This is a genomic window from Microbacterium jepli (assembly GCF_047237905.1).
In the GTDB taxonomy this organism is placed as follows: Bacteria; Actinomycetota; Actinomycetes; order Actinomycetales; family Microbacteriaceae; genus Microbacterium.
In genome coordinates, this window is the sequence record NZ_JBDFLW010000005.1 from 2187663 (window position 1) to 2208512 (window position 20850).

Below are 20850 nucleotides of genomic sequence, written 5' to 3' on the forward strand. Positions count from 1 at the left end.
TGTGCGCGCGGGTCAGCCCAGACCGCGGCGCTCGCGCAGCTGCTGCAGGGCGTCGTCGAGGAGGTCGGTGGCTTCCTTCTCGGTGCGGCGCTCCTTCACGTAGGCGAGGTGCGTCTTGTACGGCTCCGTCTTGGCGACGGCCGGCGGGTTCTCACGGTCGCGACCGGCGGGAAGACCGGAGTGCGGGGAGTCGATCGTCTCGGGGATCTCCTCGTCGGCGATGCCGGCGGCGAAGTGGCGGACGGTCTCGTTGCCAAGGGCGTCCCAGTAGGAGATGGCGACGCGGTCGGCGTGGAAGCCGTGGTCCTGCTCGCCCATGGGTCCTGCACCGACGCGGGTGCCGCGGATCGCGTTTCCTCCTGTGGCCATGTCAGATCCCCTGGAACTTCGTGATGAGGCCGAGGGCCACGATGGAGAGGAACCACGCGAGTGCGAGGATCACGGTGAAGCGGTTGAGGTTGCGCTCGGCGAGGCCCGAAGAGCCCATCGCCGAGGTCATGCCGCCGCCGAACATGTCGGAGAGACCGCCGCCGCGGCCCTTGTGCAGCAGGATGAGGAGCGTCAGCAGGAGGCTCGTGATGCCGAGCAGCACCTGCAGGACGAACTGGAGGATGTCCACAGTCGTTGAAGCCTTTCACCGCGGTCCGATGGACCGCACAAGCGTCGAGTATACCGGCTGACACGATTCCGCCCCGCTCGCCGCGGAAGGCGGCGGGCGGGGCGGACGGTGTCGTCAGACGCCGACGTGCTTCTGGAAGCGGATGATGGCGGCGAACTCGTCGACGACGAGGCTCGCGCCGCCCACCAGGGCGCCGTCGACATCGGGCTCGCGCATGAAGCTCGCGATGTTCGCGGACTTCACCGAGCCGCCGTACAGCACGCGGGTGCGCGAGGCGGCATCGGCGCCGAGGGACTCCCCCACCACGGCGCGGAGCTTCGCGCAGACGTCCTGCGCCTGGTCGGGCGTGGCGGCCTTGCCCGAGCCGATGGCCCAGACCGGCTCGTACGCCACGACGATGTCCGCGTCGGCCGGCACGCCCTCGAGCGCGACCTTGAGCTGGCCGACGGGCACGGCGCTCGCGCCGAACTCCTCGAGGTCGTCGGCGGTCTCACCGACGCAGATCACGGGCACGAGCCCGTGACGCAGCGCCGCCTGCACCTTCGCGGCGACGATCTCGTCGCTCTCCTGGTGGTACTCGCGACGCTCGGAGTGCCCGATGATCACATATCGGCAGTCGAGCTTCGCGAGGAACTGCCCCGAGACCTCGCCGGTGTAGGCGCCCGAGTCCTTCGTTGACAGGTCCTGACCGCCGAGGGAGAACGGGATCTTGTCGGCGTCGATCAGCGTCTGAACGGTGCGGATGTCGGTGAACGGGGGGAAGATCCCGACCTCGACCGAGCCGTCCTCGTGCTTGGCGTCCTTCAGCGTCCACTGCAGCTTCTGCACGAACGCGACGGCCTGGAGGTGATCCAGGTTCATCTTCCAGTTGCCGGCGATAAACGGGGTGCGCGCGGCGCCACCCGTCGATTCCTGCGTCACTGCGACCATCCGAGGACCTCCAGTCCGGGGAGCTTCTTGCCCTCGAGGAACTCCAGGCTCGCTCCGCCGCCCGTCGAGATGTGTCCGAATTCGTCGTCGGCGAAGCCGAGTTGACGCACCGCCGCGGCCGAGTCGCCGCCGCCGACGACCGACAGGCCGTCGACCTCGGTGAGCGCCTTCGCGACGGAGCGCGTGCCGTGGGCGAAGTCGGCGAACTCGAACACGCCCATCGGGCCGTTCCAGAACACCGTCCTGCTCGAGCGGATGACGTCGGCGAACTGCTCCGCGGTGCGGGGGCCGATGTCGAGTCCGAGACCGTCGGCGCCCGCGGGGGTGTCCTCGAGTCCGTCGACGTCGGCCGTCACATGCGCCGCGTCGGCGGAGAAGGATGCCGCCACCTCGGCGTCCACGGGCAGCACGAGCTCGACACCGCGCTCCTGCGCGGTCGCGATGTAGCCGCGGACTCGCTCGAGCTGGTCCTCTTCGAGGAGGCTCTTGCCGACGGCGTGGCCCTGCGCCTTGAGGAAGGTGAACATCATGCCGCCGCCGATGAGGAGGCGGTCGACGCGCGGGAGCAGGTGCTCGATGACGCCGAGCTTGTCGCTGACCTTGGAGCCGCCGAGCACGACCGTGTAGGGCCGCTCGGGGTTCTCGGTGAGACGATCGAGGACGTCGAGCTCGGTCGCGATGAGGAGGCCGGCCGCGGACGGCAGCAGCTCGGCGAGCTCGTAGACGCTCGCCTGCTTGCGGTGCACGACGCCGAACCCGTCGGAGACGAGCACGTCGCCGAGGGCGGCGAGCTGCTCCGCGAACGCGCGGCGCTCCGCGTCGTCCTTCGCCGTCTCGCCCGCGTTGAAGCGAAGGTTCTCCAGCACCGCGACGTCACCGTCGGCGAGGCCGTCGACGGTCTCGCGGGCGGACTCGCCCACGGTGTCGCGGGCGAAGGCGACCGGCGCGCCAAGCAGCTCGGAGAGCCGCTCGGCGACCGGGGCCAGGCTGTAGCGGTCGTCGGGTGAACCGTCGGGCCGTCCCAGGTGGGAGCAGACCACGACGCGCGCGCCCTGCTCGATGAGGGCGTTCAGCGTGGGGAGCGTGGCCCGCACACGGCCATCGTCCGTGATGACCGCGTCCTTGAGGGGGACGTTGAGGTCAGCACGGACGATGACGCGCTTGCCGGCCAGCGAACCCAGGGTGTCGAGGGTGCGCAGGGCCATGGCCGGGCTCAGAGACGCTCGGCGACGTACTCGGTCAGGTCGACGAGACGGTTGGAGTAGCCCCACTCGTTGTCGTACCAGGCGGAGACCTTGACCAGGTTGCCGCTGACGTTGGTCAGCTCCGAGTCGAAGATCGACGAGTGCGGGTTGCCCTGGATGTCGCTCGAGACGATCGGGTCCTCGGTGTACTGCAGGTAGCCGGCGAGGCGACCGTCTGCGGCGGCCTCCTTGTAGGCGGCGTTGACCTGGTCGACGGTGAGACCCTCGGCGGGCGTCACGATCGTGAGGTCGACGATCGAGCCGGTGGGCACGGGCACGCGGTACGAGGAGCCGCTGAGCTTGCCGTTGAGCTCGGGGAGCACGTGGCCGATCGCCTTGGCGGCACCGGTCGAGGCGGGCACGATGTTGATCGCGGCACCGCGGGCGCGACGCAGGTCGCTGTGCGGGCCGTCCTGCAGGTTCTGGTCGGCCGTGTAGGCGTGCGCGGTCATCATGAAGCCGCGCTCGATGCCGAAGGCGTCGTTGAAGACCTTGGCCAGCGGTGCAAGGCAGTTGGTCGTGCACGAGGCGTTGGAGATGATGACGTGGTTCTCGGGGTCGTAGTCGCCCTCGTTGACGCCCATCACCACGGTGACGTCGTCACCGGTGGCCGGAGCCGAGATGAGCACCTTCTTGGCGCCGCCGGCGATGTGCTTCTTGGCGTCCTCCGCCTTGGTGAAGCGGCCGGTCGACTCGATGACCACGTCGACACCCAGCTCGCCCCAGGGGAGGTTGGCCGGGTCGCGCTCTTCGAAGACCTTGATGGTCTTGCCGCCGACGGTGATCGAGTCCTCGTCGTAGGTGACCTCTTCGGCGAGCGGGCCGCCCACGGAGTCGTACTTGAGCAGGTGCGCGAGCGTCTTGTTGTCGGTGAGGTCGTTCACCGCCACGATGTCGAGGTCCGCGCCCTGCGCGAGCGCGGCGCGGAGGTAGTTGCGTCCGATACGGCCGAAGCCGTTGATTCCGATCTTGACAGTCACGGAAGATCTCCTGATGTGTCGTGCGCGAGAGCGCGGTTGTTGCGGGTGGATCGCGGAGGACAACGGCGTCCCGGCGGGCGATCCCGCCGGGACGCCCGCTGTTGCTATGACAGTACCAGCAGGCCCGAAGTCTTCTCGCGGGCGGCGGTGAAGCGCTGCGCCACGTTGGCCCAGTCGGCGATGTTCCAGACGGCCTTGACGTAGTCGGCCTTGACGTTGAGGTAGTCGAGGTAGAACGCGTGCTCCCACATGTCGAGCTGGAAGATCGGCACGGTGCCCTGGGCGGTGTTGGACTGCTGGTCGAACAGCTGCTGGATGATCAGCTGCTGGCCGATCGAGTCCCAGCTGAGGACGGCCCAGCCGGAGCCCTGGATGCCGGTGGCGGCGGCGGTGAAGTGCGCCTGGAACTTGGCGAAGCCGCCGAAGTACTCCTGGATCGCCGCGGCCAGCTCGCCCTCGGGCTCGCCTCCGCCGTTGGGCGACAGGTTCGTCCAGAAGATCGAGTGGTTGACGTGGCCGCCGAGGTTGAAGGCCAGGTCCTTCTCGAGCTTGTTGACGTTCGCGAGATCGCCGCTGTCGCGGGCCTCCGCGAGCTTCTCGAGCGCGGTGTTCGCGCCGTCGACGTACGTCTTGTGGTGCTTGTCATGGTGGAGTTCCATGATCTTCGCGCTGATGTGCGGCTCGAGCGCGGCGTAGTCGTAGGGGAGGTCGGGCAGCGTGTAGATCGCCATGTTCTCTTCTTCCGGTCGGCGCCGGGCCGAGGCTCCTCGGCGCGGCGAGGGTGACGTGTTCATCCTAGTGAAGGGGCAACGCGGCGGAGCAGGGGTTGCTTCCCCGGATGACGGGCGATATCGGATGCCGCGGCACCCGCCCGCCCGAATGAATCAGTCCTCGACGCCCACCGGCACGGCCGACTCCGTGTCGGGCACGCCGTCCTGCTCGGCCTTCTTGTCGGCCATGGCCAGGAGCCGCCGGATGCGGCCGGCGACGGCGTCCTTCGTGAGCGGCGGGTCGGCGTGGTGGCCGAGCTCGTCGAGGCTGGCGTCGCGGTGCGCGAGGCGCAGGTCGCCGGCCTCCTTCAGGTGGTCGGGCACCTCGTCGCCGAGGATCTCGAGCGCGCGCTCGACGCGTGCGCAGGCCGCGACGGCTGCCTGGGCCGAGCGGCGCAGGTTCGCGTCGTCGAAGTTCACGAGGCGGTTCACGCCGGCGCGCACCTCACGCCGCTGACGCAGCTGATCCCACTCGCCGGCGGTGCGCTTCGCGCCCATCTCGGCGAGCGTCTGGCGGATGGCCTCGCCGTCGCGGACGACGACGCGCGGAACGCCGCGCACCTCGCGCGCCTTCGCCGGGATGCCCAGCCGGTGGGCCGCACCGACAAGGGCCATGGCCGCCTCGGGCGACGGGCAGGCGATCTCCAGGGCGGCGGAGCGTCCGGGCTCGCTCAGGGAGCCGGACGCGAGGAACGCGCCGCGCCAGACGGCGGACAGATCGCCCCGGGAGCCGGTCGTGAGCTTGTTCGGCAGGCCGCGCACCGGTCGCCGACGCTGGTCGAGGAGGCCCGTCTGACGGGCGAGCGTCTCACCGCCCTCGATGACGCGCACCGCGTAGTGGCTGCCGCTGCGCTGGCCGGAGCCCTGCACGTGCACGAGCTCGGGCCGCACGCCGTACAGCTCCATGAGGTCGCGGGCTGTGCGCCGTGCGAGGGTGTCGGAGTCGAGCTCCGCCTCGACCGCGACGCGGTTGGCGATGGAGTGCAGCCCTCCGGAGAAGCGCAGGAGGGAGGTCAGTTCGGCGACCCGGGCGGTGGGCCGCGGGTCGCGGACGGCCATGAGCTCGGCCTTCACGTCGGCGGTCAGCGGCACGGGACTCCTCAAGTCTCAGATGGGCATGGGGCGAGACGACTCGGGGTCGGGACGAGGGTCCAGCCTACTCGCGACCGAGGTCGCGGTGTGTCACGCGGACGGCCACCCCCGGCTGCGACGAGAGGCGCTCAGCCAGCTCGTGGGCCGTCACGACGGAGCGGTGCTTGCCGCCGGTGCACCCCACCGCGATCACGGAGTGCCGCTTGTTCTCGCGCTGGTAGCCGGCGAGCACGGGCGTGAGCGCGCTCGCGTAGGCGTCGATGAACTCGGTCGCGCCCGGCTGTGCGAGCACGAACTCCTGCACCGCGGCATCCTGTCCCGTCAGGGGACGCAGCGCCTCGTTCCAGAACGGATTCGGCAGGAACCGCATGTCGGCGACCATGTCGACATCGGTGGGCAGGCCGTACTTGAAGCCGAAGCTCATGATCGTGACCGTGTGCCGGGCGGCGCCCTCCTCGGAGAAGAGCTCGACGATGCGCGACGAGAGCTGGTGCACGTTGAGGGCGGAGGTGTCCACCAGCACGTCCGCGCCCTCGCGCACGGGAGCCAGGCGCTGCCGCTCGCGGCGGATGCCGTCGAGGATCGTGCCGTCGCCCTGGAGCGGGTGCGGGCGGCGCACCGACTCGAACCGGCGGACGAGCGCGTCGTCCGAGGCGTCGAGGAACAGCACGCGCAGCTGCCGCGCGTCGCGGAGGGCGCGCGTGACGGCGGGCAGCTCGGTGAAGAGGTCGCGCCCCCGCACGTCGACCACGACCGCCACACGCGGCACGGCCCCGCCGGCGAGCTCGGTCAGCTCCAGCAGGGGCTTGAGCATGCGCGGCGGAAGGTTGTCCACGACGTACCAGTCGAGGTCCTCGAGGGCGTTGGCGGCCGTGGAGCGACCGGCTCCCGACATGCCCGTGACGATCAGCACCTCACCCGGCTGCCGGTGCTCCGCCTCGCTCATGTGTCCCCCGTCGTCCCCACCAGCCTACCCACCTGCCGGAGGGCCGACTCATCCCTCCGACAGGTGGGCGTGCACGGTCGCGGCCAGCTTGGGGCCGATGCCGGGAAGCTCGGCGATCTGCTCCGGCGTCGCCTCGCGCAGCGCCGAGACCGAGCCGAAATGCCGTAACAGCGCCTTGATGCGGGTGTCTCCGAGTCCAGGGACCTCCGCCAGGACGCTGGAGATGTCGCGCTTGCGACGCCGCCGCTGGTGGGTGATGGCGAAGCGGTGCGCCTCGTCGCGCAGCCGTTGCAGCAGGTACAGCGCCTCGCTCGTACGGGGCAGGATCACCGGGTACTCCTCCCCCGGCATCCACACCTCCTCGAGTCGCTTCGCGATGCCGCAGAGGGCGATCTCGGAGTGCCCGGCGTCGGCGAGGGCGCGCGCCGCGGCCTCCACCTGGGGCTTGCCGCCGTCGACGACGAGGAGCTGCGGCCGGTAGGCGAAGCGCGGCTTCTTGCGCGTCGTGACGACCTCGCCGTCGGAGACCCCGGCGGCGAGGACCGCCTCGGCATCCGGCAGCTCCTCCCCCTCCTCGGGTCGATCGAGGTAGGCCAGGCGCCGGGTGAGCACCTGGTAGAGCGAGTCGGTGTCGTCGGTCGTCTCCGGCACGCCGAAGGAGCGGTACTGGTCCTTGCGCGGCAGACCGTCCTCGAACACCACCATCGACGCGACCACGTTCGTGCCGCTGAGGTGCGAGACGTCGAAGCACTCGATCCGCAGCGGAGCCTCGGCGAGGTCCAGCGCCTCCTGCAGGTCGGTGAGCGCCTGCGAGCGGGCGACGTAGTCGCTGGTCCGCCGCGTCTTGTGGAGCATCAGCGCCTGCTGGGCGTTGAGGGTCGCGGTCTTCATCAGGTCGGCCTTGCGCCCGCGCTGCGCCACCTGGATCGACACCGGCCACTCGCGACGGTCGCGCAGCCACTGCTCGAGGTCGGCCGCGTCGTAGGGCAGCTCGGGAACGAGCACCTGCCGCGGGATGTCGGCGGACGCGGCATCCCCGTACGCCCTCTGCAGCACCTGGTCGACGAGGTCGGCCCCGGCGATGTCGAGCTCCTTGTCGATCGTCGTAGCCCGCACACCGCGCACGCGTCCGCCGCGGATCACGAAGTGCTGCACGGCGGCCGACAGCTCGTCCTCCGCGATGCCGAAGACGTCGGCGTCGGTGTCGGGTGCGAGCACCAATGCGCTGCGCTTGAGGACCGCGTCGATCGCCTGCAGTCGGTCGCGGTAGGTCGCCGCGGCCTCGTAGTCCATCGCCGCGGAGGCCTCCTTCATCCGTGCCGTCAGCGCGCGGGCGAACCGCTCGTCGCCGCCGGACATGAACGAGATGAAGTCGTCGACGATCGCGCGGTGCTCCTCGATCGTGACCTTCATCGAGCAGGGTCCGCCGCAGCGTCCGATCTGTCCGGGGAAGCACGGACGGCCCGACTGCATGGCCTTCTTGTACGACGCGTCGCTGCAGGTGCGGATCGGGAAGACCTTGATCATCAGGTCGATCGTGTCGTGCACCGCCCACACCTTCGGGTACGGGCCGAAGTACTTGGCGCCCTTGATGCGGTGGTTGCGGGTGACGATGACGCGGGGGGCCTCGTCGGCGAGGGTGATCGCCATGAACGGGTAGGACTTGTCGTCGCGGTAGCGGACGTTGAACGGCGGATCGAACTCCTTGATCCACATGTACTCCAGCTGGAGGGAGTCCACGTCGCTGTCGACCACGGTCCATTCGACGGATGCCGCGGTGGTCACCATCCGGCGGGTGCGCTCGTGCAGCGACCGCAGCGGTGCGAAGTAGTTCGACAACCGGGCGCGCAGGTTCTTCGCCTTGCCGACGTAGAGCACGCGCCCGTCGGCGTCGCGGAAGCGGTAGACGCCCGGGTTGGTGGGGATCTCCCCCGGCTTCGGGCGGTACGAGAGCTGTGCGGCCACGCTCAGCCCGCCTTGCGGACCGCCTGGCCGCCGCCCAGCACCTCGGCGAGGAACTCGCCGGTGTGGCTTCCCTCCACCCGCGCGACCTGCTCGGGGGTGCCGGTGGCGATGACCTGCCCGCCGCCGGCGCCGCCCTCGGGGCCGAGGTCGATGATCCAGTCGGACGACTTGATGACGTCGAGGTTGTGCTCGATGACGATGACCGTGTTGCCCTTGTCGACGAGGCCGTTGAGCACCTCGAGCAGACGCCGGACGTCCTCGAAGTGCAGTCCGGTGGTGGGCTCGTCGAGCACGTAGATGCTGCGCCCGTTGCTGCGGCGCTGGAGCTCGGTGGCGAGCTTCACGCGCTGCGCCTCGCCGCCCGACAGCGTCGTGGCCGACTGACCGAGGCGGACGTAGCCGAGACCGACGTCGACGAGCGTGCGGAGGTAGCGGTGGATCGCCTGGATCGGCTCGAAGAAGTCCGCGGCCTCCTCGATCGGCATCTCGAGCACCTCGGCGATGTTCTTGCCCTTGTAGTGCACGGCGAGCGTGTCGCGGTTGTACCGCTTGCCGTGGCACACCTCGCAGTCGACGTACACGTCGGGCAGGAAGTTCATCTCGATCTTGATCGTGCCGTCGCCCGAGCACGCCTCGCAGCGGCCGCCCTTGACGTTGAAGCTGAAGCGCCCGGGCTGGTAGCCGCGCACCTTCGCCTCGGGGGTGTCGCTGAAGAGGGTGCGGATGCGGTCGAAGACGCCGGTGTAGGTGGCGGGGTTCGAGCGCGGCGTGCGGCCGATGGGGCCCTGGTCGACGTGCACGACCTTGTCGAGCTCGTCGGTGCCCGTGACGCGGGTGTGCTTGCCCGGCACGCGGCGGGCGCCGTTGAGGCGCGAGGCGAGCACCTCGTACAGGATGTCGTTGACGAGGGAGGACTTGCCCGATCCGCTGACTCCGGTGACCGACGTGAGCACGCCGAGCGGGAAGTCGACCGTGACGTTGCGCAGGTTGTTGGCGCGCGCGCCGACCACCGTGATCTTGCGGCTCTTGTCGATGCGGCGCCGCTTCTTCGGCGTGGGGATCTCGCGACGCCCGGTGAGGTAGTCGGCGGTGAGCGACTCCCGCTCGGTCAGCAGCGAGTCCATCGGTCCGGAGTGCACGACGCTCCCGCCGTTCACGCCCGCCCGCGGTCCGATGTCGACCACCCAGTCGGACGCCTGGATCGTCTCCTCGTCGTGCTCGACGACGATGAGGGTGTTGCCGAGGTCGCGCAGGGTGACCAGCGTCTGGATGAGACGCCGGTTGTCGCGCTGGTGCAGGCCGATCGACGGCTCGTCGAGCACGTACAGCACACCGGTGAGACCGGAGCCGATCTGCGTCGCGAGGCGGATGCGCTGCGCCTCTCCACCCGACAGCGAGCCGGCGGAGCGTCCGAGGTTGAGGTAGGTGAGCCCGACCTGGATGAGGAAGTCCAGGCGCGCGCGGATCTCCCGCAGCACCTGCGCGGCGATCTTGGCCTCGCGGTCGCTGAGCTGCAGCTGCGCGAACCACTCCTGGGCGTCGGCGAGGCTGAGACGCGAGGCGTCGGCGATGGAGTGCCCGTGCACGAGCACGGCGAGCACCTCGGGCTTGAGGCGGGCGCCGTCGCAGACCGGGCACGGCACCTCGCGCAGGTACTCCGACCAGCGCTGACGCTGCGAGTCGGTCTCGGCCTGCGTGTACTGCCGCTCGATGTACGGCACGACGCCCTCGAACCCGGACGCGTAGCGCATCTCGCGCCCGTACCGGTTCTTCCACTTGACGGTGACCTTGTAGTTCTCGCCGCGCAGCACGGCCTCGCGGACGTCGCTCGGCAGCATCCGCCACGGGGTGTCCAGCGAGAAGTTCAGGTCGCGCGCCAGTCCCTCGAGGAGGCGCTCGTAGTACTGGAACAGCCCCTTGCCCTGGGTCGTCCACGGGATCAGCACGCCCTCGCGGATGGAGGCGTCCTCGTCGCCGAGCATCAGGTCGGGGTCGACCGACATGCGCGTTCCGAGGCCCGAGCACGCCGGGCAGGCGCCGAAGGGCGCGTTGAACGAGAACGTGCGGGGCTCGATCTCGGTCAGCTGCAGCGCGTGCCCGTTCGGGCAGGCGAGCTTCTCGGAGAAGCTCTGCCAGGCGGCATCGCCCTCGCCGTCGACGAAGTTGACCTGCATGATCCCGCCGGCGAGCCCCAGCGCCGTCTCGACCGAGTCGGTGACGCGGCCGAGGATGTCGGGAGCGGCCACGAGACGGTCGACCACGACGGCGATGTCGTGCTTGTAGCTCTTCTTGAGCACGGGCGGCTCGGCCAGCTGGATGAGCTCGCCGTCGACGATGGCGCGGGCGTAGCCCTTCGCGCCGAGCTCGCGGAACAGGTCGACGAACTCGCCCTTCTTCTGCGTGACGATCGGAGCGACGATCTGGTAACGGGTGCGATCCTCCAGCTCCATGAGCTGGTCGGCGATCTGCTGGACGGTTTGGCGCTGGATGACCTCGCCGCACTCCGGGCAGTGGGGCACGCCGATGCGCGCCCACAGCAGACGCATGTAGTCGTGGATCTCCGTGATCGTCCCGACCGTCGACCGCGGGTTGCGGTTCGTCGACTTCTGGTCGATGGAGACGGCGGGGCTCAGCCCCTCGATGAAGTCGACGTCGGGCCGATCGACCTGTCCGAGGAACTGGCGGGCGTAGGCGCTCAGCGATTCGACGTAGCGCCGCTGGCCCTCTGCGAAGATCGTGTCGAACGCGAGGCTCGACTTCCCCGAGCCCGAGAGGCCGGTGAACACCACGAGCGAATCCCGCGGGATGTCGAGGTCGACGTTCTTCAGGTTGTGCACGCGAGCACCGCGAACACTGAGTTTTCCGGGCGCGACGACAGGAACGATGGGCACCGGACAAGTCTAGGCGGACCCTCCGACACCGGCCCCGGGGTTCGCTCCGAGCGAGGAACGACGGATGCCGCGGGCCCGTCGGGCCCGCGGCATCCGCGTCATCCGTCAGAGCGTGAAGATCACCACACGAGCACGGGGAGGGCGGGGCCCCGGCTCGGCTCGAGGGTCTCGCTGCCGCCGTACGTCGCCGACAGCAGGTGCAGTCCGCGGCTCAGGCCCTTCACGGTGACCTTGACGCGGCCGCGGTCCGCCTCGGTGAGGACGGCGGTGGCCACGACCTTCGACCCGTCGTAGACGGTGACCTCGCCGGTCGGCGTCTCGCCGGAGGCGAAGACCAGCACGGTGTAGGGCAGCGACGAGCCGGCGCGCACGAGCAGCTTGCCCGGGTAGCCGATCGTCACCGTCGGCGAGGTCTCGACGACCGGCTCCTGGTAGACCGTGATCGGAAGCGACACGCTCGTGCCCGACGGGGTGGTGATGGTCAGCGGGACCGCACCCGACACGCCGGTCGGCACGGGCACGGTGACCGAGGCGCGACCGGTGAGGTCGTTGGCCACGGTGAGGGTGCGGTCGATCGTCGCGGTAACGGCAGGGGCGTCGCCGATCGCGACGCTCACCGTGCCCGCGGCGGTCTCGGACGTCGTGAAGTCCAGCGACGACAGGTCGGCCGTCAGCGAGGTGCCGCCGACGTATCCCTGGGGGCCGGGCGCCGAGAGGGTCACGCCGACCGCTCGCTGAGCGAGGTCGGGCGAGACCGTGCCCGCATCGGCCATGTAGTCGACCATCGACTCGAGGTCGACCTTGCCCGTGTCGGTCTTGGCCGTGCCCGCGGCGAACGCCGGGAAGTTGTCTCCGCCGGCGGCCAGGAAGCTGTTCACCACGACGCGGTACGACGCGGCCGGGTCGACGGGCGAGCCGTTGAGCGTCATCGACGTGATCCGCGATCCGGCGGTGGCCGCCGGGTCGAACGTGTACGTGAGCGACTTCGAGACGCCGAGCTTGAGGAACGGCCGGGCGGCGGTCGACGGCTGCCACTGCTGCTCCAGCGCCTCGCGGATCTGATCACCCGTCATGGTGACGTTCACCAGGGTGTTGGCGAACGGCTGGACGGCCGCCGCCTCCTTGTACGTCAGCACGCCGTCGGGCGCGTACGTCATGTTCGCGCGCAGTCCGCCCGGGTTCATGAAGGCGACGGCCGTCGAGGCGTCGGTCCGCTGCGCGGACCACAGCTGCACGTCGGCGACGAAGTTGCCGAGCGTGGACTCCCCGCCGCGGTTCTCGACGTTCGCGGGGTTGCCCTGCGCGTCGGTGCCGGGCTGCAGGGCGCGGTTGAAGTCGGCGGTGATGGTGCCGAGCTGCTTCGCGCCGGGTGCGGCGGCGGCGTCGACCGCCTGCTGCACGAGGGTGGCGATCGGTCCGTCGGGGGCGTAGTTCGCGACGGGCGTCGTGGATCCCGCGGGCGTCGTGTACATGTCGTAGGTCGTGTTGGCCATCGACACGAGGGCGCCGGCCTCGCGGTCGTACGTGATCTTCATGTCGCTGAACTTCTCGCCGTACTGCCCGGACGAGATCACCGGGCGCGTGGGGAGCTGGCCACCGCTGAAGGGGATTTGGTGGTTGTACGCGAGGTGCGTGTGACCCGAGACGATGGCATCGATCTTGGGGCTGGCGCCGTTCACGATGCGGCCGAAGGGCGACGCGGGGTCGGTCGCCGACTCGATGGCGGGCGTCGCCGCGCCCTCGTGGACGAGGAGCACGATGACGTCGGCCTCGAGGTTCGCGTCGGGTCCGGCGAGTCCGACTCCCCCGTCGCCGAGTCCCGTGTCGGTGCCGTCGGTCAGCTCGGCCGCGGCGCGGTTCACCTCGGTCGTGACGTCGCGGATGTCGAGGTTCGCGATGCCGGCGGGGTTGACCAGCGAGGGCAGCTCGTTCGTGACGGCGCCGATGAAGCCGACCTTCACGCCGTCGACGTCCTTCACGTAGTAGCTCGGCAGGGCGGGCTGACCGGTGGCGCGGTCGTAGACGTTCGCACCGAGGTACTCCCACAGGGCGAGCGGCTGCACGCGGTCGACCAGGTCGCTCCACCCGCGGTCGAACTCGTGGTTGCCGACGGAGCTGACGTCGAGCCCGGCGGCGTTGAAGGTCTCGATCGTCGGGGTGTCCTGCTGGATGAACGAGGTGAAGGTCGACGCGCCGATCATGTCGCCGGCGGCGGCGAAGATCGTGTTCGGGTTGCCCGCGCGGATGCCGTTCACCGCCGTGGCGAGGGCGGCGATGCCGCCCGCCGGTGCGGATGCCTCGATCCGGCCGTGGAAGTCGTTGACCGTGACGAGGTCGATGGTCACCGGATCCGCAGCCTGCGCGGCCGGGGCCGCCAGGAGGCCGGCGCCGAGGGCCGCGATCGTCGCGACCGCCCCCGCGCCGAGTCGGAGCCCGCGGGATCTGCGGGAGGTGACGGAAGGTCGAGAGTGCATGGATGGCGTCCTCTGTTCGAACCGGAAGGGAGGCGACCGTCTGCACGACGCTGGGCGGAACGGCGCCACGGCGAGCCTATGACGCAGCTGGGAATCGGCCTAGACACATGAGAAAGTGCTCATTCAAGATGTCGCGGGCGTTCCCGCGCGACGGCCGCTGAAAGGAGCGAGCGCATCGCGCAGGCGCCCCAGCGCCTCGGCGTCCGCTCCCACGGCGTCCATGATCTTCTGCGGGACCTGCAGTGCTTCCGACCGCAGCGCCCGGCCCTCGGGCGTCAACGTGATCTCGAGCACGCGCTCGTCAGCAGGCCGACGCGCCCGCTGCACTCTTCCCTGGGCTTCGAGTCTCTTGACCAGCGGCGACAGCGTCGCGGGCTCCATGGCCAGCTCCTCCGCCAGCTCTCCGAGCGACCGCGGTGCGTGCTCCCACAGCGCCAGCATGACCAGGTACTGAGGGTGTGTGAGGCCCAGCGGCTCGAGCACGGGACGGTAGATCGCCACCACGTTCCGGGCGGCCGTCACGATGGCGAAGCAGACCTGATTGTCGAGCCGGAGCAGATCGTCGGGCGAATCCATGCCGCTATCTTAGGTGGACGAATGTTTAGTACACTAATGATCATGGCCTCCCCCGACGGAACCGACACCCCGCGTCCCCCACTGCGTGAGCGGGTGCGCGCCGCGGGCGGGTGGTATCTCTGGCTGAACACCAAGCTCGTGCGGGCGGCCGGCCCGGCGTCCGTCGGTCCGTACGAGACGACGCCCGAGCCTGTGCGCACCGAGCGGCCCTGCCCCCTCTGCGGCGCCCCCATGTCGGCCCACACCTTCGACCGCAGCGGACCCAAGCCGCTCATACACTGCCCCTGAGCGGCGCACCTTAGCGCTCACTCCCGCGAGCGCACGCCCGCAAGCGCTCACGCCCGCAAGCACTCACGCCCGCAAGCGCTCACGCCCTCGAGCCCGCGCGGGTCACCGACTCACGCGATGACCCTGCCGTGCCCAGGCGCCCCGGTCAGGCGTGTCCGGCGCGCGGCGATCTTGCCCCGCCCGGGCGCCCCGGTCAGGCGTGTCCGGCGCGCTCCATGGCGCGCAGCTCCTTCTTCAGGTCCTGCACCTCGTCGCGCAGGCGACCGGCCAGCTCGAACTTCAGCTCGGACGCCGCGGCCAGCATCTGGTTCGTCAGATCCTCGATCGTCGACTCCAGCTGGTTCGCGCCTTCGGCAGCGATGCCCTCGCGTCGCAGACGCGGTGTGGGCGACTTGCCCTTGCCCGTCGCGCCCGCCCGGCCCTTGCGGTCGGACATCATGGCGGCGGTGTCGGCACCCTCCCGCGCCAGGGCGTCGGTGATGTCGGCGATCTTCTTCCGCAGCGGCTGCGGATCGATCCCGTTCTCCATGTTGTAGGTGATCTGCTTGTCGCGACGACGGTCGGTCTCGTCGATCGCCTTGCGCATGGAGTCGGTGATGTTGTCGGCGTACATGTGGACCTCGCCGGAGACGTTGCGCGCCGCGCGACCGATCGTCTGGATCAGCGACGTGCCCGACCGGAGGAAGCCCTCCTTGTCGGCATCGAGGATCGCGACCAGCGACACCTCGGGGAGGTCGAGGCCCTCGCGGAGGAGGTTGATGCCCACGAGGACGTCGTAGACGCCGCTGCGCAGCTCGGTCAGCAGCTCGACGCGGCGGAGCGTGTCGACGTCGGAGTGCAGGTAGCGCACGCGCACCCCGTGCTCGCCGAGGAAGTCGGTGAGCTCCTCCGCCATCTTCTTCGTGAGCGTCGTCACCAGCACGCGCTCGTCTCGCTCCACGCGCAGCCGGATCTGCTCGAGCAGATCGTCGATCTGGCCCTTCGACGGCTTCACGATGATCTGCGGGTCGACGAGTCCGGTCGGGCGGATGATCTGCTCGACGACGCCGTCGGCGATGCCCATCTCGTAGCGACCGGGCGTGGCCGACAGATAGACGGTCTGCCCGACGCGCTCCTTGAACTCGTCCCACCGCAGCGGGCGGTTGTCCATGGCGCTCGGCAGCCGGAACCCGTGCTCCACCAGCGTGCGCTTCCGCGATGCGTCGCCCTCGTACATCGCGCCGATCTGCGGCACGGTGGCGTGCGACTCGTCGATCACCATGAGGAAGTCGTCGGGGAAGAAGTCGAGCAGCGTGTGGGGAGGATCGCCCGCCAGCCGGCCGTCGAGGTGACGCGAGTAGTTCTCGATGCCCGAGCAGAACCCGAGCTGCTGCAGCATCTCGAGGTCGAACGTCGTGCGCATCCGCAGGCGCTGGGCCTCGAGCAGCTTGTTCTGCGACTCGAGCTCCTTCAGGCGCTCCTCGAGCTCGTGCTCGATGGTGCCGATGGCCCGCTGCACCGTCTCGGTGCCGGCGGCGTAGTGCGTGGCGGGGAAGATCGGCACCGAATCCATCTTCTGCACCACGTCGCCGGTGAGCGGGTGGAGCATGTAGAGCCCCTCGATCTCGTCGCCGAACATCTCGATGCGGATCGCGTACTCCTCGTACACGGGGATGATCTCGATCGTGTCGCCGCGCACCCGGAAATTGCCCCGCGAGAAGTCGACGTCGTTGCGGTTGTACTGCATCGAGATGAACTTGCGGATCAGCGCATCGCGGTCGTACTGCTCCCCCACCTGCAGGGCCACCATCGCCCGCAGGTACTCCTCGGGCGAGCCGAGGCCGTAGATGCAGGAGACGGTCGAGACGACGATGACGTCTCGACGCGAGAGGAGCGAGTTGGTGGTGGAGTGACGCAGGCGCTCGACCTCCGCGTTGACCGACGAGTCCTTCTCGATGAAGGTGTCTGTCTGCGGAACGTACGCCTCGGGCTGGTAGTAGTCGTAGTAGGAGACGAAGTACTCGACCGCATTGTTCGGCATCAGGTCGCGGAACTCGTTCGCCAGCTGGGCCGCCAGCGTCTTGTTGTGTGCGAGCACGAGGGTCGGCCGCTGCACCTGCTCGACGAGCCAGGCGGTCGTGGCCGACTTGCCCGTTCCGGTCGCACCGAGCAGCACGACGTCGGTCTCACCGGCGTTGATGCGCGCCGCGAGGTCGGCGATCGCCTGCGGCTGGTCGCCGGAGGGCTGATACTCGCTGATGACCTCGAAGGGCCGTACGGAACGTGTCGCCTGCATTGTTCCAGGGTACGGCGACCCTCCGACATCGGGACGGGCGTTCGCCCTGCGCGGAGGGCACGACGCCGGATGCCGGAGCACCGCGCCGCGCGGAGCCTCAGGCGCGCGCGACGAGGAGCTGCGGCATCCGCTCCCACAGCTCGTCGACCTGACGAAAGGTGTCCTCCATCGTGCCGGCCGTGGCGATCACGACGTCGGCCAGCGCGAGCCGGTCGGCATCGGTGGCCTGCGACGCGACGCGGGCGCGCGCCTGGGCCTCCGTCATGCCGCGCTCGGAGACGAGTCGGCCGACGCGCATCTCGGCGGGAGCATGGGCGACGACGACGAGCTGCCACGGGTCGTGCGCGCGCGACTCCGCCAGGAGCGGCACGTCGTAGACGACGAGGCCGTCCGGGTTCGCCTCCGCGGCGGCGGCGAATCGTCGCGACGACTCCTCGCGCACGGCCGGGTGGACGATCGCGTTCAGCTGCGCCAGCTTGTCGGGATGACCGAAGACGAGCGCGCCGAGTGCCGCGCGGTCGAGTGATCCTCCGGCTTGGATGACCTCGTCGCCGAACTCCGCCGCGATCCTGCTCAGGACGGGCGATCCGGGTGCCTGCACGTCGCGCACGATCTGATCGGCGTCCACGATGACGGCCCCGTGCTCGGCGAGCCGCCGCGCGATTGTCGACTTGCCCGACGCGATGCCGCCGGTGAGAGCGATCAGAGACATGGAACGAGCATCCCACGCGCCGACCCCCGCCGAGCGCCGGATGCCGCGGCCGCCGGCATCCGTCCGACGACGCCGTCGACGACGGCGACGCTCAGAAGCCGCCGAAGTCGCCGCCCCCGAAGTCGCCTCCGCCGAAGTCCCCGCCGAACCCGCCGCCGACGTCACCCCCGAAGCCGCCGTCGACGGCGTCCGCGTCGGCGCCCGCGGCGTCGGCGGAACCGCCGTCGCCGGAGCCTGCGTCGCCGGAGCCTCCGTCGCCTTCGCCGTACCCTCCGTCGGCGAACGCCGGCGCCATGAAGGCGCTCACGAGGGCGGATCCGATGACGTAGCCCGCCACCGTGCCGAGGAGGGAGGAGCCGATCATGGCGCCCATGCCGGGTCCGCGCTGCCCACCCGCGCCCGAGCCGAGCGTGCGCTCCATGAACCCGGACGAGCGGTACTCCGCACGGGTCGCCGCGCGCGCCATGGCCTGCGGATCGGTCGACCGCGGCTGCTCCGCGGGGTCGAGCCCCGCCGAGAGCTCGGCGAGCACCTGCTGGCGCTGCGGCTCCGTGAGCTGCGCGAACGCCTCGGCGTGCACCTGTTCGATCGTCTCCGGCGGTGCTGTGCGCAGCAGGTAGCGGTAGCGCTCGATCGCGCGCTCGTCCTCGCTCTGCGCGCTCTCTGCAGGGGCGGCGCGACCCGGCTGGGGCGCGGGCTGCGCGGTCTCGTCGTTGCCCATCAGGCGGTCCCAGAATCCCATGGCGTCCTCCGTCGTGTCGGACTGCTCACCGTAGGACGCGTCTCTCCGAGGATGCTGTGACCGCGGCATCCGGGAACGGCACAGGGCCGGGATCCCGAAGGATCCCGGCCCTGTGGGCGATCGACCGGAGTCGATCAGCGGATCAACGACCCGAGAGCTTCTCGCGCAGAGCGGCGAGGGCTGCGTCGTCGGCCAGCGTTCCGCCGCCGTTGACGTCGGACGCGAACGACGAGGACGCGCTGGACGTCTCGGTCGGGGCGTTGGCCTCGGCCTCGAGCGCCTTGGCGACGGCGGCCTTGTGCGCCTCCCAGCGACCCTGGGCAGCGGCGTACTCCTGCTCCCACTTCTCGCGGGCCTCGTCCGAGCCTTCCTTCCAGGCGTTGGTCTCGGGGTCGAATCCCTCGGGGTACTTGTACTCCCCGTTCTCGTCGTACTCCGTGACCATGCCGTAGAGGGCCGGGTCGAACTCGGTGCCGTTGGGGTCGACCGACTCGTTGGCCTGCTTGAGCGACAGCGAGATGCGGCGACGCTCGAGATCGATGTCGATGATCTTGACGAAGACCTCTTCGCCGACCGACACGACCTGCTCGGCGAGCTCGACGTGCTTGCCGGAGAGCTCCGAGATGTGCACGAGGCCCTCGATGCCGTCCGCCACGCGCACGAAGGCGCCGAACGGGACGAGCTTGGTGACCTTGCCCGGTGCGACCTGGCCGATGGCGTGGGTGCGGGCGAAGACCTGCCACGGGTCCTCCTGCGTCGCCTTCAGCGACAGGGAGACGCGCTCGCGGTCGAGGTCGACCTCGAGGATCTCGACGGTGACCTCCTGGCCCACCTCGACGACCTCGGAGGCGTGCTCGATGTGCTTCCACGAGAGCTCGGAGACGTGCACGAGGCCGTCCACGCCGCCCAGGTCGACGAATGCGCCGAAGTTGACGATCGAGGACACCGTGCCCTTGCGGACCTGGCCCTTGTGCAGGTTGTTGAGGAACGTGGTGCGCGACTCGGACTGCGTCTGCTCGAGCAGCGCGCGGCGCGACAGCACCACGTTGTTGCGGTTCTTGTCGAGCTCGAGGATCTTGGCCTCGATCTCCTGACCCAGGTACGGGGTCAGGTCGCGGACGCGACGCAGCTCGATGAGCGACGCCGGGAGGAAGCCACGGAGTCCGATGTCGACGATGAGGCCGCCCTTGACGACCTCGATGACCGAACCGGTGACGACGCCGTCGTTCTCCTTGATCTTCTCCACATCGCCCCAGGCGCGCTCGTACTGAGCCCGCTTCTTGGACAGGATGAGGCGGCCTTCCTTGTCCTCCTTCTGGAGAACCAGGGCCTCGACCGCGTCGCCGACCTTGACGACCTCGTTGGGGTCGACGTCGTGCTTGATTGAAAGCTCGCGCGAGGGGATGACGCCCTCGGTCTTGTAGCCCACGTCGAGGAGGACCTCGTCGCGGTCGATCTTCACGACGGTGCCTTCGATGAGGTCTCCGTCGTTGAAGAACTTGAGAGTCTTCTCGACCGCGGCCAGGAAGTCCTCAGCAGATCCGATGTCGTTGATGGCGACCTGCTTGGTGGCCGGGGCGGTCGTTGCGATAGTCATGTAGTGGGTTGTCCTTGTTGGGTTGGGGTCTCAGGCCCCGGATGCCACGCCGCATCTCCGTTCCCCGCACGGTCTGAGACCGCGGCGGCGCCCGGAAGAACCGGGCTGTGGGGAAGGTGGACGCAGCGCGACGCCGAGGCGAAGCGGGTTGTCGGTGGTGCGATGTCCGAGTCTGCGACCGACGAGGGTCACACGGTGGACACTTCAGGATATCAGAACGCCGCTCGGGGGTCGGTTGTTCCCGGCATCCTCACCAGCCCGATGACCCTGGCCCGCCCTTGAACGGTCCGGCGACCTCGTGCGTGATCCACCCGCCGTAGAAGCCGCCCGGCTGCGGGATGACGGTCTCACCGTCGACGGTGACGGAGTCCATCGGGCCGGCGTACAGCGCGACCCGGCCCTCGAGCAGCTCGTACCCGCGCGACGGCTCCGGATAGGTCCAGCCGACGCCCTCCGCGCTCCGCCCACCGGCCACGAGGTCGAAGTAGGCGGCGCGGCCCTTGAACTCGCACCAGGAGGAGCCGGATGCGTCGACGAGCGACCCCGGCACGAAGTCGGAGATTTTCAGGTAGTACACCGGCGGGTGACTGGTCTCGCGCACGCGGACGACGTCTCGGGTGTCGACGACGGTCACGCCGCCGAAGGCGACGATCACGCGTCGGTCGACGCGGTCGACGGCCGGCGGGCGGGGGTAGTCCCAGACGGATTCCTGACCGGGGGCGAGCGGTGCGGGCGAGGGTCTCTTCACC

Annotated in this window: 18 protein-coding genes; 1 reads left to right on the forward strand and 17 read right to left on the reverse strand. The window is 69.8% G+C overall.

Features of this window, described 5'->3' with window-relative positions; genetic code table 11:
- Nucleotides 1-12 precede the first annotated feature (12 nt).
- The 12 genes from ABC304_RS14620 to ABC304_RS14675 all read right to left on the reverse strand — a co-directional run bounded on the left by ABC304_RS14620 (nt 13) and on the right by ABC304_RS14675 (nt 14487).
- On the reverse strand, nt 13-369 hold the full coding sequence (locus tag ABC304_RS14620; RefSeq protein ID WP_412931704.1) for an RNA polymerase-binding protein RbpA: 357 nt from the start codon (nt 367-369) through the stop codon (nt 13-15).
- Between the two features lies 1 nt (nt 370).
- Nucleotides 371-619, reverse strand: a complete 249-nt coding sequence (gene secG / locus ABC304_RS14625; RefSeq protein ID WP_127095301.1) for a preprotein translocase subunit SecG — start codon at nt 617-619, stop codon at nt 371-373.
- Between the two features lie 114 nt (nt 620-733).
- Entirely contained in the window at nt 734-1549 is an 816-nt protein-coding gene (gene tpiA, locus ABC304_RS14630) for a triose-phosphate isomerase (protein ID WP_412931706.1), read from the reverse strand.
- Complete coding sequence (locus tag ABC304_RS14635; RefSeq protein ID WP_412931707.1) at nt 1537-2754, reverse strand: phosphoglycerate kinase; 1218 nt, start codon at nt 2752-2754, stop codon at nt 1537-1539. Before ABC304_RS14635 ends, tpiA begins: the two co-directional genes overlap by 13 nt.
- A gap of 8 nt (nt 2755-2762) precedes the next feature.
- Nucleotides 2763-3773 (reverse strand): type I glyceraldehyde-3-phosphate dehydrogenase, encoded by a 1011-nt coding sequence (gene gap, locus ABC304_RS14640; RefSeq protein WP_127095298.1) that lies wholly within the window; start codon nt 3771-3773, stop codon nt 2763-2765.
- 104 nt (nt 3774-3877) lie between these two features.
- Nucleotides 3878-4504: a superoxide dismutase gene (locus ABC304_RS14645; RefSeq protein WP_412931709.1), complete on the reverse strand. Its 627-nt coding sequence runs from the start codon at nt 4502-4504 to the stop codon at nt 3878-3880.
- A 153-nt stretch (nt 4505-4657) separates the two neighbouring features.
- Entirely contained in the window at nt 4658-5635 is a 978-nt protein-coding gene (gene whiA, locus ABC304_RS14650; protein WP_412931711.1) for a DNA-binding protein WhiA, read from the reverse strand.
- A 64-nt stretch (nt 5636-5699) separates the two neighbouring features.
- Nucleotides 5700-6581 carry an RNase adapter RapZ gene (gene rapZ / locus ABC304_RS14655; protein WP_412931713.1) on the reverse strand — a complete coding sequence of 294 codons (882 nt, stop codon included), beginning with the start codon at nt 6579-6581 and terminating at the stop codon, nt 5700-5702.
- A gap of 48 nt (nt 6582-6629) precedes the next feature.
- Nucleotides 6630-8546, reverse strand: a complete 1917-nt coding sequence (gene uvrC, locus ABC304_RS14660) for an excinuclease ABC subunit UvrC (protein ID WP_412931715.1) — start codon at nt 8544-8546, stop codon at nt 6630-6632.
- A 2-nt stretch (nt 8547-8548) separates the two neighbouring features.
- A complete protein-coding gene (gene uvrA, locus ABC304_RS14665; RefSeq protein ID WP_412931717.1) occupies nt 8549-11437 on the reverse strand; it encodes an excinuclease ABC subunit UvrA in 2889 nt (962 codons plus the stop codon).
- A 119-nt stretch (nt 11438-11556) separates the two neighbouring features.
- A complete protein-coding gene (locus ABC304_RS14670) occupies nt 11557-13911 on the reverse strand; it encodes a 5'-nucleotidase C-terminal domain-containing protein (RefSeq protein WP_412931719.1) in 2355 nt (784 codons plus the stop codon).
- 123 nt (nt 13912-14034) lie between these two features.
- Nucleotides 14035-14487 carry a MarR family winged helix-turn-helix transcriptional regulator gene (locus ABC304_RS14675; protein WP_412931720.1) on the reverse strand — a complete coding sequence of 151 codons (453 nt, stop codon included), beginning with the start codon at nt 14485-14487 and terminating at the stop codon, nt 14035-14037.
- A 36-nt stretch (nt 14488-14523) separates the two neighbouring features.
- Between ABC304_RS14675 and ABC304_RS14680 the strand changes: the two genes are divergently transcribed.
- Complete coding sequence (locus tag ABC304_RS14680; protein WP_412931723.1) at nt 14524-14775, forward strand: hypothetical protein; 252 nt, start codon at nt 14524-14526, stop codon at nt 14773-14775.
- Nucleotides 14776-14968: 193 nt separating this feature from the next.
- Here ABC304_RS14680 and uvrB read toward each other — a convergent pair whose 3' ends face one another.
- The 5 genes from uvrB to ABC304_RS14705 all read right to left on the reverse strand — a co-directional run bounded on the left by uvrB (nt 14969) and on the right by ABC304_RS14705 (nt 20849).
- Nucleotides 14969-17050: an excinuclease ABC subunit UvrB gene (uvrB, locus tag ABC304_RS14685; protein WP_412931725.1), complete on the reverse strand. Its 2082-nt coding sequence runs from the start codon at nt 17048-17050 to the stop codon at nt 14969-14971.
- A 97-nt stretch (nt 17051-17147) separates the two neighbouring features.
- On the reverse strand, nt 17148-17762 hold the full coding sequence (gene coaE, locus ABC304_RS14690) for a dephospho-CoA kinase (RefSeq protein WP_412931726.1): 615 nt from the start codon (nt 17760-17762) through the stop codon (nt 17148-17150).
- 91 nt (nt 17763-17853) lie between these two features.
- Nucleotides 17854-18504, reverse strand: coding sequence for a hypothetical protein (locus ABC304_RS14695; RefSeq protein WP_412931728.1), 651 nt, complete (start codon nt 18502-18504; stop codon nt 17854-17856).
- Nucleotides 18505-18646: 142 nt separating this feature from the next.
- Nucleotides 18647-20101 (reverse strand): 30S ribosomal protein S1, encoded by a 1455-nt coding sequence (gene rpsA, locus ABC304_RS14700; RefSeq protein WP_127095286.1) that lies wholly within the window; start codon nt 20099-20101, stop codon nt 18647-18649.
- A 250-nt stretch (nt 20102-20351) separates the two neighbouring features.
- On the reverse strand, nt 20352-20849 hold the full coding sequence (locus tag ABC304_RS14705; RefSeq protein ID WP_412931731.1) for a DUF427 domain-containing protein: 498 nt from the start codon (nt 20847-20849) through the stop codon (nt 20352-20354).
- Nucleotide 20850 lies beyond the last annotated feature (1 nt).